Origin of the sequence: Ensifer adhaerens (genome assembly GCF_002007205.1) — a bacterium.
Lineage (GTDB): Bacteria > Pseudomonadota > Alphaproteobacteria > Rhizobiales > Rhizobiaceae > Ensifer > Ensifer adhaerens_D.
Window position 1 is genome coordinate 32,556 of the sequence record NZ_LAZS01000009.1, and the last position, 12,480, is coordinate 45,035.

A 12,480-nucleotide genomic window follows, 5' to 3' on the forward strand; every position below is an offset into this window, starting at 1 on the left:
AGTTACAGCCCGAATCGATTGCAGTAGGGCGGGAAGAACAAAGAAGGAACATTAGCAACTTATCCTTCGAATGAAAACCCTGGAGGCCTGGCGGGTCGTGAACCGCAGACGCTGCGAGAAACTTACTCCGCCGTCAGGCCGTCGAAAACCTCGAGCATCGCGTCGCTGATCGCCTTGCCCAGTGCGGCGGCGGTTTGCGCCAGTTCCTCTTCGTCCATGTCGCGCGCGGCGACTGCGAAGGCAGCGCCTTCGGCCGTTACAATTTCCTGGGCGCGCTGGATCGCCCACAGGGCGAAGTCGCTGCGTCCGTTGATTTCAATGGTTTCCATGACACTTCCTGATTTGCTCGTGTGGAGGTCTTATAGCGGGATGGGGCCCGACAGTCTCGGTCTCTCTTTGCGAGACAACGCATGCCGGATTCGATCGCCAGCCAGGCCTCGACGCGGACCTGGCCAGAGACCGGCGTTGCCGTTTGCATGCCGGTGATTGGGTCGAGCCTACGGATGACGACGCGCGCTGCAAACGGATGGCCGCCTGGGGCAAGCTGGCCGCGCTCGGCTTTGCGGCCCTTGCCGTTGCGTGGACCGGTCTTCCCAACGGCGGCCAGCGGAAACCGGAAGGCAATCTCGTCAGGAGCTTGCTCGCGGAGCCGCGCGCCTGGCTGCTCATGGCGTTCCTCGGTCTGGTCAATGGCGGCTATAAGTCGGTGGTGGTCTGGCTTGCTCCGCACTATCAGCAACTCGGCTGGGGCGCATCGGCGAGCGGCAGCCTGCTGGCCGTCATGGCGATATTCCAGGCAGCGCGGCGCTCTTCCTGCCGGTATTGGCATGTACGACCGGGACGGACCGTCGGCCGTGGCTGTGGTTGACGCTTGGATGTCAGTTGCGGGCTTTGCGTTAGCGCCGGATGCCGCGCCCTTCGTCTTCGTGGCGATGACGGGCGCAGGCTTGGGCGGCTGTTTCGCGCTGTCGATGGTGGTCGCCCTCGATCATCTCTCCGACCCCGCACAGGCAACCGCTCTGTCGGCAGTGATGCAAGGCGGCGGCTTTCTCCTGGCGGCGCTACCGCCGATGATCGTGTCCGCACTCCATGACCTGACCGGGAACTTTGCCACGGGCTGGAAATGGCACCTGGGGTGCATTGTCGTTGCGGCCGCGCTCACCGTGCGCCTGTCGCCGCGCGGTTACGCGGCCGCTGTCCCGTAGGCGCCACGCCTGCTGCCTCGCGGGATGATGCAGGGACCCGCAACGGGTCCGCCGCACGAGAGCAGGACAGCATGAGCGCGATCGCATCCGCGCGTCCGGTTCGTCGCGCGGATGCGGATTTCCGCTGGCGTCAGAGGGCCCGGCCGCCATCGACCTGGATGATGTGGCCGGTCGAGAAGCCAAGCAACGTTGCGCTTGCCAGGATGGCGGCGGCAATGTCGTCGACCTCGCCGATGCGGCCGAGCGGGGTCGAAGCCGCGACCTTGTCGTTGAAGTCCGAGCCCCGTCCGGGAACGAATTGCGTGTCGACGACACCCGGAGAAACGGCAAGCACCCTGACTTCCGGTGCCAGAACGCGGGCGAGCGCCTTGGTCATCACGTCGATGCCGGCCTTGGCCGCGCAATAGGCGATGTTCGACCCGACGCCGGTGAAGGCTGCGATCGACGAGATGGAGACGACGAGCCCGTCGCCGGACTTTTTCAGAAGCGGAGCAAAGGCGCGGATCGCCGCGAACTGGCTTCGCCAGTTCACCTTGAAGATGTCGTCGATCAGCTCATCCGTCAGTGCGTCGAGATCCCGGTGGGCGATGGGCTTGGTGAAACCCGCCGCATTGACCAGCACGTCGAGCCGACCGAATTTCTGTTCAATCGCACGGGCGAGGTCGCCAAGAGCGCTGGAATCGGTGATGTCGACGGCATATCGCGCGTGACGTTCCGGGCCGGCAAAGGAGGAAAGCGCGGCATCCGCGCCTGCTGCACCCTGTTCGCCCGGCATGTGGGTGACGAGCACCGTCGCCCCTGCCTCCGCAAAAAGGCGCCCCGTCGCGGCGCCGATCGCGCCGTTTCCGCCGATGACGAGAATTGTCTTTCCAACCAAGGACCGCGGATACGCCATAAGTTCCTCCCTCTTGACCTGATGTCTTTTCAGCCGGCGGGAACACTGCCCTGCAAATGCCGACCAATCGAAAGCGACCTTAGGGCAATCGATTGCACAAAACAATGGGCAATCGATTGCATGGCCGAGGGTGTCGAAGGCTGCGGGCGAGACCGGCGGGAAAGCGTGCGGAGATGAGGCCTGGCCGTTGACGGCTGGCGAAATGCGGGCGGAGGGGATTGTCAGCGCCGCTGCGCTGCCACGGGCCCCGTGCTTTCGCGTTCCAGGAGTTCTACCGGAAGAACGGTCTCCAGCGGGATGTCGTCGTCTGCGCCGGCGTTCATGAGGCGCAGCAGGATCGAGGCGGCGGTAATGCCCGCATCATATTGCTGGATTCGGACGGTCGTGAGCCTCGGACGCGCCAGTTGCAGGAACGGCATGTCGTTGAAGCCGCTGACCGAAATGTCCGACGGGCAATCGAGGCCGTTCTCGCGCAACACGTCGATGCAGCCGAGCGCCAGGCGGTCGTTTGCGCAGAGCACCGCGGTGAAGTCGTGACCGGAGGCGAGCAGTTCGCGCGTGCACCGGGCGCCTTCGTCTTCGTCGAAGCGCATGGCGGTGACGATGAGTTGAGGATCGATCTCGATCGACATTCTCTCGGCGGCGCTGCGAAAGGCCGCCAGGCGCAACTGGCCGGTCGACAGATCCTGCGGCCCGGCAAGATGCGCGATCCGCCGGTGGCCGAGTTTCGTCAGGTGGCGCAGCATCTCGCAGATGCCCAGGTCCTCGTCATTGATGACATAGGGGATGTTCGAATTCTCCACGCGCCGGTTGAGCGTCACCACCGACAGGCCGTCCTGCGCCGCCTTGGCGATCGACGGGTCGCTTCTGAGCACAGCGGCATGAATGACACCGTCCACACCACGGTCGCGCAACACTTCGAGAAGGCGAATTTCGCGTTCGCGCTCGCTGTCCGTGTTGACGATGATCGAGGCATAGCCGAGCGGTTCCAGAACACTCTCGATCCCGCGCAGGATCGGCGGGAAAATCGGGTTGGTGATGTCGGGGATGACGACACCGACGGTCATCGTGCGGTTGGTGCGAAGCCCGAAGGCAATGCGGTTGGGGCGATAGTCCAGGCGTTCTGCCGCCGCCTGGATCTTCGCCACGACCTCCGGCGTGATGCTCTTTCGCTCGGTCGGGTCAAGGGCGCGCGATACGGTCGACACATGAACGCCGGTCGCGCGCGCAATGTCCTTTAGCGTGGTTCGTTTCTTTTGCATGTGTCACCTCTCGCCTTCATTTAAAATCTTGCCAGAGGTTTTGCAATCGTTCGCATAGACACTTGACAAAGCGCAAACGGTGCGCATAATCGCCAATGTGCAATCGTTTGCATATTCAGTTTGCGGCGGGGCGGTTGAGGAGCCGCCCCGCCGTCGATCGAACAGCGCGCAAGTGACGTCCGGCATGGCCGGGCGATTTGTTTTTCGCTCCAATGCAAACGATTGCGCGCAACTGTCTGGGAGGAGACAAAATGGGAATCAATCGGCTGATCGCGGCAGCAACCGTTAGTGTGCTTTCGGCAAGCACCGTTGCGAGCGCTGCGGAAACAATACGGATCGGCGCATCGCTGCCGATTACCGGTGGCCTTTCGGTCAGCGGCGAAAAACACAAGCGGGGCTACGAGCTCTGCAACAAGCTGATCAACGAGGCAGGCGGCATCCTCGGCAAGCAGGTGGAGTTGATCGTCAGCGACAATCGCTCCGACCCGGCGACGGCCATCAACCAGTACGAACGTTTCATCAATGTCGACAAAGTCGACGCCGTCTACGGCACGTTCTCGAGCCGCCTGACCTTTCCGGTCGGCAACGTTCTGTCCAAGTACAACATGGTGCATCCGGTTCCCTCGGGCGGAGCGCTCAGGATCTATGCCCAGGGCTACAAGAACCTCTTCTATTTCCAGGTCAATGCCGCCGAGTACACCGGCAAGGACGTGATCGGTCTCCTGAAGGAGATCAAGGATCCGGCGGATGCGCCGAAGACGGTCGCCGTCGTCCATGCGGACGACTTCTTCGCCAACGCGATCGCCACCGGCCTGCTCGGCCAGAAAGTGATCGACCCGGCGAACGACAAGGAAATCGCCGACCTCGCGCCCGGTTACTTCAAGGAAGCCGGCATCGAGGTGGTCATGGAGGAGAAATGGCCTGAAGAAGGCTTCAACGACTGGCTGAACCTCGCAAACTCGATCAAGCGCTCCGGCGCTGACATGATCGTCGGCCTGACGGCTTCGGCGGAAGAAGCCGTCCAGCTCATGCGGTCGCTGAAAACCGTCGGTGCATCGGCGAAGCTTGTCTATCTCAGCCAGGGCGCGCAGACGGAGTTCATCGAGGGCGTCGGCAACGATGCGGCCGATGGTGTTGTCATCCACACCACCTGGCACAAGGATGTTCCCTTCAAGAGCACGCTCGCCGGAAAGCCCTTCGACAACGCCGATTTCGTGAAGGCGTTCGAAGCCGAATACGGCGTCGAGCCGGATGAGGACAGCGCCATTCCCTTCGCCGTCTGCCAGGGCATCGAGCAGGCGATCACCGGGGCCGGCACCACGGACAACGCCAAGATGGGCGAATGGCTGCACGCCCGCACCAAGGAACAGCCTGTCCAGACCGTGCTCGGCGATTTCAGCTGGGACGATCTCGGCCTGCCCGTCGAAAAGTCGCACATCATGACCCAGTGGCAGGATGGCAAGCTGACCTTCGTCTACCCGACCGGCCAGTTCGAGGGCATCGTGCCCTTCCGCTATCCGAAGTCCGGTTTCTGACCTTTTGCAAAGGCAAGGGAGGGTGTTTCGTCCGCGAGGCGCCCTCCCGATCAGCAGGCATCTACCTACCCAGATTCTAGTACAAGGAGATCGCGCGGATGCTCGAGGTTAAGAACCTGTGCAAGCACTACGGCGGAATTCGCGCCGTGGACGGCGCAAGCTTCAGGGTCGAGAAGGGCTCGATCACGGCACTCATCGGCCCGAACGGCGCCGGCAAGACCACGGCCTTCAACTGCATCAGCCGCACCGTCGTACCGACCTCGGGCGAGGTCTGGCTGGACGGGGAGCGGATCGACAATCTGCGCCCGCACAAGATCACGGCCAAGGGCCTGAGCCGGACCTTCCAGATCTCGCGCAACCTCGCTGACATGACGGTGCTGGAAAACGTGATCGTGCAGGCGCGCAGCCGCGGCTTTGCCGACCTGTTTCGGCCGGCGGTCTCGGCGGAGGAGCGGGACAAGGCGATGTCGATCCTCGATTTCCTCGGGATCACCCGCATCGCCTACGAGGACGGGCACAACCTGTCCTACGGCCAGAAGAAGCTGATGGATCTGGCAGCACTGCTGATGGCCGATCCGAAGATCATCCTGCTCGACGAGCCGGCCGGCGGCGTCAATCCGACGCTGCTCGAAGAGATCGTCGGCCATATCCGGGCGCTCAACGCCAAGGGCCTGACGGTGCTGATCGTCGAACACAACATGGATCTGATCATGCGGCTTTCGCACCGCGTCGTCGTCATGGCGCACGGGCGGGTGATCTGCGACGGCACGCCCGACGTGGTGCGTCGCGATCCGCATGTGCTCGAAGCCTATCTGGGCGGCGTACTGGAAGAGGAAGCGGCCTGATGAGCGAACTCCTGCAAGTTACCAACATCACCGCCGGCTACGGCGACGGCCCGGCTATTCTCGATGGCGCGCGGCTGACGGTCGAGCCCGGCAAGGTCCACTGCATCATCGGCCCGAACGGCGCCGGCAAGTCGACGCTGCTGAAAGCGATCTGCGGCATGCTGACGATCCGCAAGGGTGACGTCGTCTTCAAGGGCGAGCGGCTGAACGGGCTGCGCCCCGACCAGATCCTGCGCAAGGGCATCTGTTTCGTGCCGCAGGAACGCGCGCTGTTTCCGAAGATGACGGTGCGCGAGAACCTGCGCATGGGCGGATACGTGCTCGATGACACGAAACTGCGCGATCGCCGCATCGACGAAATCCTCGAGCGCTTCCCGGTGCTGCGCGAGCGCGCCGACCAGCATGCCGGAACCATGTCGGGCGGCCAGCAGCAGACGCTTGCCATGGCACGCACGCTGATCGTCAAGCCCGACATCGTCATGCTGGACGAACCCTCCCTCGGGCTGGCGCCGAAGGTGGTCCAGGAGATGTTCGACATCATGAAGATGATGTCGCAGGAGGGCGTCACCGTGCTGCTCGTCGAGCAGAACGCATTGATGGGCCTCAAGAACTCCGACTGGGGCGTCGTGCTCGACCTCGGCCGCACCCTCTTCGAGGGGCCGGCCGAGGCGGTTCTGGCGGACCCGCGCATCCAGGAACTTTACCTCGGCGGCCGCAAGGTCGCGTAGCGGAGGACACAATGACAGACATTCTTCAGATACTGATACTCGGGCTTGCGCTCGGCGGCGTGATCGCCCTGATGGGGTCCGGACTTTCGCTGGTCTTCGGGGTCATGCGCATCGTCAACCTGGCCCATCCGTCACTGATCATCTGCGGCGCCTATGTCAGCTATTGGGCCTTCAAGCTCTGGGGCCTCGACCCGATCGCGACGTTGCCGATCGCGGCACTGATCATGGCGGCGATCGGCGTGCTGCTCTACCGGCTGATGTTCGAGAGCCAGGCCAAAAGCGCGCGCTACTCGGAAATGACGGTGCTTCTGACTTTCGCTCTGGCGATGATCGTTGAAGGCTTCCTCGGCGCCGCCTTTACCAACACCCAGCGCGTGACCTCGCCGGAGTATGCGACGGATGCCTTTTTCATCGGCAGCCTGTTCATTCCGAAGGGTCAACTCTATGCCGGCTGTGTCTCGCTGGCGATCATCGGCGCGCTGACGCTGTTCCTCAACTACTCGCGGCTCGGTTACGCCATCCGCGCCACCACGCAGAACCGCGAGGCCGCCGAACTGCTCGGCGTCAATGTCAACCTCATCAGCATGATCGCCTTTGCGATCGGCATCGGCCTCGCGGGTGCTGCCGGTTCGCTGGTGAGCTTCGTCTTCAGCTTCTTCCCCGCCAAGCAGTGGGAATGGATCGCAATGCTGATGTCGGTCGTCGTGCTCGGCGGCATGGGCAGCGTGCTCGGCACCGTCGTCGCCGCTCTTCTGCTCTCGGTCATCGCCGCCTTCGTCGGCGCCTGGGTGGGCGCCACCTGGTCGACCATGACCTTCTTCCTCGCACTCTTCGTCATCCTGCTGATCCGTCCCCAGGGCCTGTTCGGCGAAAAACCGGAGTTGGCATAATGGCCGTAGACCTGCAACAAGCTGACGCGAGCTCGGTGCTCGAGGCCCGTCGCATCCACAATCAGAAGCTTGCGCGCCAGCATGACCAGACCCGCGCCACATGGTTTCCCCTTGTTGTTCTCGGTGTGCTGCTCGCCCTGCCGCTGCTGCAACTGACCGGCAACTACAACTACCTGCTGCACCTCGTCCTGTTCACGGCATCCTACGCGGTGATGGCGAGTGGTTGGAACATCATCGGCGGCTTTGCCGGCTATATCTCGCTCGGCCACGCGGTGTTCTTCGCGATCGGCGGCTATTTTTCAGGCGTGCTCCTGGCGCGGTACGGCATCTCGTCGCTCTTGACGGCGCCGCTCGCCGGCCTGGTGGCCGCCATCTGCGGCTATCTCGTCGGCCTCATCACGCTGAAGGTTCGCGGCCCGAGCTTCATCATCTCGTCGATCGCACTTCTGATGATCGCCCGCATTCTGTTCGACCACTGGGGGTTCATCGGCGGTGCCAACGGCATGTCGCTGCCGGTGACCGACCTGCCGGTACAGACTGCGAAGCTGCCCTACTACTATGCCTTCGTGCTGATGGCCGCCTTCACCGTATGGGCGACCTATCGCATCAAGCATTCCAAATTCGGGCTCGGCCTGCGTGCACTCTCCAAGGATGAGGTCAAGGCGGAAAGTGCGGGGATCAACACCCGCTTCTACAAGGTGCTCGCCTTCGCTCTGTCGGCCTTCTTCGTCGGCATGTCCGGCGCGGTCTGGGGCGAGTACCTCACCTATCTCCGGCCGAACATCTTCCTGATCATTCTGGTTTCGGCAAACCTGGTGCTGATGTGCATACTCGGCGGCAAGGGCACGATTGCCGGTCCGGTCGTCGGTGCCATCCTCATCGTCGCCTTCAACGAAATCTTCGTCGCGACGCTCGGCGCATCCGAGATCAACATTCTCGCGACCGGATTCGTCATGGTCCTGGGGCTGATGTTCTTCCCGAACGGCGTGATCGGAACGCTCGCCCGCAAGGGCAAGCTGCCCCGCGTCCTCAACTGGGATTGAGGGAGGCGACCATGCAGGACTTCATCCTCTACAACGCCCCTCAGTCGACGTGCAGCCAGCGGGTTCGATACGTTCTCAACGCCAAGGGCCTCGCCTTTAAGGAGCACAAGCTCGATCTCTTCACCGGCGATCAGCTCAAGCCCGAATATCTGGCGATCAACCCGAACGGCGTCGTGCCCTCGCTCGTCCACCAGGGCCGCGCGGTCACCGATTCCGCCGTCATCATGGAGTATCTGGAGGATATTCTTCCCGGTGGGTTGCGGCCGCAGGACGCCTTCGGCGCCGCAAAGATGCGGGCGATGATGCGCTTCATCGACGAAGTGCCGACGCCGGCGGTCCGGGTGCCTTCCTACAACCTCGCCTTCCTGCCGCACTACCAGGCGATGACGGCGGAGGAGTTTCAGGCGGTCTGCGATGCAAAGCCGCTTCGCCGCGAATTCCTGATGAAGATGGGGCGCACCGGCTTTCCCGAGCAGGAAATGAATGAAGCGCTCGGGCGACTGCAGCGCGGCGTTCAGCGCATGGCGGCGTGGCTTTCCGACAATGGCGGGCCGTGGGTCATGGGCGATCAGCTGACGTTGGCGGATATCGCGATCATGCCGGTGATCGTCCGGATGGACGATATCGGACTGTCCTCGATGTGGGCGGAGATGCCGGTGATCCAGAGCTGGCTCGATGCCATCCGCGCAACCGGCGCCTTCGCTGAAACCTATTACTACGGGTCGCTGCTGACCGAAAAATATCCGCACCTGAAGACGGCCAAGCCCGAACTTCGGGTCGCCGGGTCAGGCCTGTGACGCGGAAAGGAGAACAGGGATGAACAGCCATATCAGCCCCGAGGCAAAGCTGATTTCCAGGGAGGCCGACGTCACGCCGACGGTGCTTGCAGCCATGTCGCACGGCGACGATCCGCGGCTCAAGCAGATCATGGACACGATGGTCAGGCATTTGCATGCCTTCCTGCTGGAAGCACGCCCGACCGAGGCGGAATTCGAATACGCCCTGCGCTGGATCACTGCGGTCGGCCAGGCGACCAACGATGCCCATAACGAAACCGTGCTTGCCGCCGACGTGCTCGGCGCCTCGACGCTGATCGACCTGATCAACAATGATGGCATGCAGGGCGAGACGCTGTCGGCGCTCTTGGGGCCGTTCTATCGCGGGGGTGCGCCGAAATGCTTAAACGGCGACTGCATCGCCCGTTCGGATACGCCGGGATCGCAGCTCTACTTCACCGGGCGAGTGACCGATCCAGCCGGCCGACCCGTCGAAGGGGCGACCCTTGATGTCTGGCAGGCGTCCCCGGTCGGGCTTTACGAGAACCAGGACGAGACGCAGGACGACTTCAACCTGCGCGGCCGGTTCACGACGGATGGCGACGGAAACTTTCATTTCGTGTCGGTGAAGCCGGCAGGCTACCCGGTTCCAACCGATGGACCGGTCGGCGATCTCTTGCGGGCGCAGAAGCGCACGCCGATGCGTCCGGCCCACATCCACTTCATCGTCTCGGCGCCGGGCTACAAGACGCTCGTCACCCAGATCTTTTCCGACACGCACGAAGCCCTGGTCAACGACGTGGTCTTCGGCGCGAAACAGCAGATCGTTGGGAGGTTCTTCCGCCACGACAGCCTGGATAGCGAATTTCCGGGCGCTGAGGCGCCTTTCTACAGCTGCAACTATCACTTCAAGCTGGTGGAGGGTCAGTCGGTCCTGCCGCTGCCTCCCATCTCCGGAAAGAAGGTGGCGCATCATGGCTGAGAGATCAAGCAGCTCGCCCTCTGGCGCGGAGGGCGTGTGATGCAGCAGAACGTCATCATCACCTGTGCGGTCACCGGCAATCTCACAACGCGGGAAAACCATCCGGGACTTCCCGTCACGCCGGAAGAGATCGCCAATGCCTGCCTGGAGGCGGCCGATGCCGGTGCGGCGATCGCCCATATTCACGTGCGCGATCCGGTTACGGCAAAGCCCTCCATGGAGCTCGAATATTACCGCGAGGTCGTCGAGCGGATCCGGGCCAAGAACACGGCGCTGATCCTCAACGTCACCACCGGTCCGGGCGGCCGCTACCACCCGAGCGACGAGAACCCGGCGGTCGCCGGGCCCAGGACCACGCTGATGCGGCCGGAAAAGCGGGTCGAGCACATTGTCGCGCTGAAGCCTGATATCGCCACGCTCGATCTCAACACCATGACTTTCGGGTCGGAGGTCGTCATCAACACGCCGGCCAACGTCAAGATCATGGCCGACATCATCAACGAGGCGGGCTCCAAGCCGGAGCTCGAGGTGTTCGACACCGGCCACATCCAGCTGGCGCAGGATCTCTTGAAGGCGGGCGTGTTGAAGTCGCCGGCGATGTTCACGATCGTCACCGGCGTCAAATACGGCTTTCCCTCGACCACCGACGTGATGGCGACCGCGGCCCGCATGCTGCCGGGAGACGCCGTCTGGACCGGCTTCGGCGTCGGGCGAATGTCGTTCCCGATGGCCGTTCAGGCGTACCTGCTCGGCGGTCACGTCCGGGTTGGCCTGGAGGACAATTCCTACATCGCCAAGGGCGTGCTTGCCAAAGGCAATGGTGAACTGGTCGAGCGGGCAAGAGATCTCATCGAGAAGCTCGGCGGACGGATCGCCGAGCCCTCTCAGGCCCGTGAAATCCTCGGACTGCGTGCATAGGCATCGATATCTGCAAGGAGGCATAGAATGAACATTCAGGTGGACGCCAAGATCGCCCGGGCACTGAGGGTGACGGAAAAATCTCCCGATCTCGACAATCTCAAGATCGACGTGGTCGATGTCGCAGTGCCGCGGCCGGGGCCGGGCCAGGTGCTGGTAGAAATCGTGGCGGCGGGGGTCAATCCCAGCGACGTCAAAGCATCGCTCGGGCACATGCCGCACGCCGTCTGGCCGCGCACGCCGGGTCGCGATTTCGGCGGCATCGTGCGCGAGGGGCCGTCGTCGATGATCGGTATGGAAATCTGGGGCGGCGGCGGCGAGCTCGGCATCACCCAGGACGGCAGCCACGCCAAATGGATGGTGCTCGACCAGAAGGCCGTGCGCGCCAAGCCTGCGAATTTCACCATGCAGGAAGCGGGCTCGATCGGCGTGCCGTTCATCACCGCCTTTGAGGGCCTGCGCGAAGCCGGCGGCGTGCAGCCGACGGATGTCGTGCTTGTCTGCGGCGGCAACGGCAAGGTCGGGCAGGCGGTCATCCAGCTCGCGACCATGGCCGGCGCCAAGGTCTTCGCGGTCGAGTACAACGAGCAGCCGCTTCTGGCGCACACCAACGCGCCGGTCGAGATGCTGAACAGCGCCAAGGACGACGTTGCCGCGATCGTGCGCGAAAAGACCGGCGGCCACGGGGCCGACATCGTCTTCAACACGGTCGGAAGTCCCTATTTCGAAATCGCCAACAACGCGATGGCGAAACAGGCACGACAAGTGTTCATTTCCACCTTCGATCGCGCCGTGCCCTTCGATATCTTCAACTTCTTCCGTGGCCGCCACAAATATATCGGCATCGACACGCTGGCGCTGTCCTCGGTCGAGGGCGCGCGCATCTTCGACAAGCTCAAGCCGAAGTTCGAAGAGGGCAAGCTGAAGCCGTTCCCGATCAATCCGGCGACCGTCTATGGCTTCGCGGATGCCGCCAAGGCCTATGCCTCGGTGCTGCGCGGAACGCCCGAGCGCGTGCTGCTGGTGCCCTGAGGAGGAGGAAGAGGAGGAGGGAACGATGCAGGTGACGCGTTACGGCGATGCCAGATCCTATGAGGCGCCGGAGCACTATGGCATGCATTGCCTGCGGCTCCAGGGAAAGGAAGCGACGGCAACCGACACGATCTGGATCGGCCTGTCGCATCTCCTGCCTGGCGGCCACACCTCGCTGAAGGACGCTGCGGTCGAGAAGATCTACATCGTCGTTGCAGGCGAGGTGACGGTCGAAACCGGCAGCGAGAGCGTCACCCTCGGCTTTCTCGACAGCTGCCGCCTGGCGCCCGGCGAGGCGCGGGCGCTCGTCAACCGCACCAATGCGCCGGCGTCCATCCTGCTCGCCATGCCGACCTGAGCGCGCCGAAG

Annotated in this window: 15 protein-coding genes; 12 read left to right on the forward strand and 3 right to left on the reverse strand. The window is 63.2% G+C overall.

The features are described from left to right. Positions 1-122: 122 nt before the first annotated feature. A complete protein-coding gene (locus tag XB14_RS20930) occupies positions 123-329 on the reverse strand; it encodes a hypothetical protein (RefSeq protein ID WP_077963590.1) in 207 nt (68 codons plus the stop codon). A gap of 143 nt (positions 330-472) precedes the next feature. Here XB14_RS20930 and XB14_RS20935 point away from each other — a divergent pair, with 143 nt between their 5' ends. After that, a complete protein-coding gene (locus tag XB14_RS20935) occupies positions 473-868 on the forward strand; it encodes a CynX/NimT family MFS transporter (RefSeq protein WP_143348476.1) in 396 nt (131 codons plus the stop codon). 7 nt (positions 869-875) lie between these two features. Continuing rightward, positions 876-1,205 (forward strand): hypothetical protein, encoded by a 330-nt coding sequence (locus XB14_RS20940; RefSeq protein ID WP_077963593.1) that lies wholly within the window; start codon positions 876-878, stop codon positions 1,203-1,205. A 130-nt stretch (positions 1,206-1,335) separates the two neighbouring features. On the opposite strand, the gene XB14_RS20945 is transcribed toward XB14_RS20940, so the two are convergent. Together XB14_RS20945 and XB14_RS20950 are read right to left on the reverse strand one after the other, a co-directional pair. Further along, positions 1,336-2,100 (reverse strand): SDR family NAD(P)-dependent oxidoreductase, encoded by a 765-nt coding sequence (locus XB14_RS20945; RefSeq protein ID WP_077963594.1) that lies wholly within the window; start codon positions 2,098-2,100, stop codon positions 1,336-1,338. A 221-nt stretch (positions 2,101-2,321) separates the two neighbouring features. Further along, the gene (locus XB14_RS20950; protein WP_077963595.1) at positions 2,322-3,362 is read right to left on the reverse strand and encodes a LacI family DNA-binding transcriptional regulator; all 1,041 of its coding nucleotides are present in this window, start codon (positions 3,360-3,362) and stop codon (positions 2,322-2,324) included. 251 nt (positions 3,363-3,613) lie between these two features. On the opposite strand from XB14_RS20950, the gene XB14_RS20955 reads away from it, so the two are divergent. From XB14_RS20955 to XB14_RS21000, 10 genes are all read left to right on the forward strand, one after another. Next, positions 3,614-4,897 carry an amino acid ABC transporter substrate-binding protein gene (locus tag XB14_RS20955; RefSeq protein WP_077963596.1) on the forward strand — a complete coding sequence of 428 codons (1,284 nt, stop codon included), beginning with the start codon at positions 3,614-3,616 and terminating at the stop codon, positions 4,895-4,897. A 98-nt stretch (positions 4,898-4,995) separates the two neighbouring features. Next, on the forward strand, positions 4,996-5,742 hold the full coding sequence (locus tag XB14_RS20960) for an ABC transporter ATP-binding protein (RefSeq protein ID WP_077963597.1): 747 nt from the start codon (positions 4,996-4,998) through the stop codon (positions 5,740-5,742). After that, positions 5,742-6,470 carry an ABC transporter ATP-binding protein gene (locus XB14_RS20965; RefSeq protein ID WP_077963598.1) on the forward strand — a complete coding sequence of 243 codons (729 nt, stop codon included), beginning with the start codon at positions 5,742-5,744 and terminating at the stop codon, positions 6,468-6,470. Before XB14_RS20960 ends, XB14_RS20965 begins: the two co-directional genes overlap by 1 nt. Before the next feature lie 11 nt (positions 6,471-6,481). Continuing rightward, positions 6,482-7,360 (forward strand): branched-chain amino acid ABC transporter permease, encoded by an 879-nt coding sequence (locus XB14_RS20970; protein WP_077963600.1) that lies wholly within the window; start codon positions 6,482-6,484, stop codon positions 7,358-7,360. Further along, on the forward strand, positions 7,360-8,403 hold the full coding sequence (locus XB14_RS20975) for a branched-chain amino acid ABC transporter permease (protein WP_077963602.1): 1,044 nt from the start codon (positions 7,360-7,362) through the stop codon (positions 8,401-8,403). Before XB14_RS20970 ends, XB14_RS20975 begins: the two co-directional genes overlap by 1 nt. A gap of 11 nt (positions 8,404-8,414) precedes the next feature. Next, a complete protein-coding gene (locus XB14_RS20980) occupies positions 8,415-9,200 on the forward strand; it encodes a glutathione S-transferase family protein (RefSeq protein ID WP_077963604.1) in 786 nt (261 codons plus the stop codon). Positions 9,201-9,219: 19 nt separating this feature from the next. Continuing rightward, the gene (locus XB14_RS20985; protein WP_077963606.1) at positions 9,220-10,161 is read left to right on the forward strand and encodes a dioxygenase; all 942 of its coding nucleotides are present in this window, start codon (positions 9,220-9,222) and stop codon (positions 10,159-10,161) included. Between the two features lie 39 nt (positions 10,162-10,200). Next, positions 10,201-11,079, forward strand: a complete 879-nt coding sequence (locus XB14_RS20990; protein WP_077963608.1) for a 3-keto-5-aminohexanoate cleavage protein — start codon at positions 10,201-10,203, stop codon at positions 11,077-11,079. 27 nt (positions 11,080-11,106) lie between these two features. Next, positions 11,107-12,111 (forward strand): quinone oxidoreductase family protein, encoded by a 1,005-nt coding sequence (locus XB14_RS20995; RefSeq protein ID WP_077963610.1) that lies wholly within the window; start codon positions 11,107-11,109, stop codon positions 12,109-12,111. Between the two features lie 25 nt (positions 12,112-12,136). Next, positions 12,137-12,469, forward strand: a complete 333-nt coding sequence (locus XB14_RS21000) for a cupin domain-containing protein (protein WP_077963611.1) — start codon at positions 12,137-12,139, stop codon at positions 12,467-12,469. Positions 12,470-12,480: the final 11 nt, after the last annotated feature.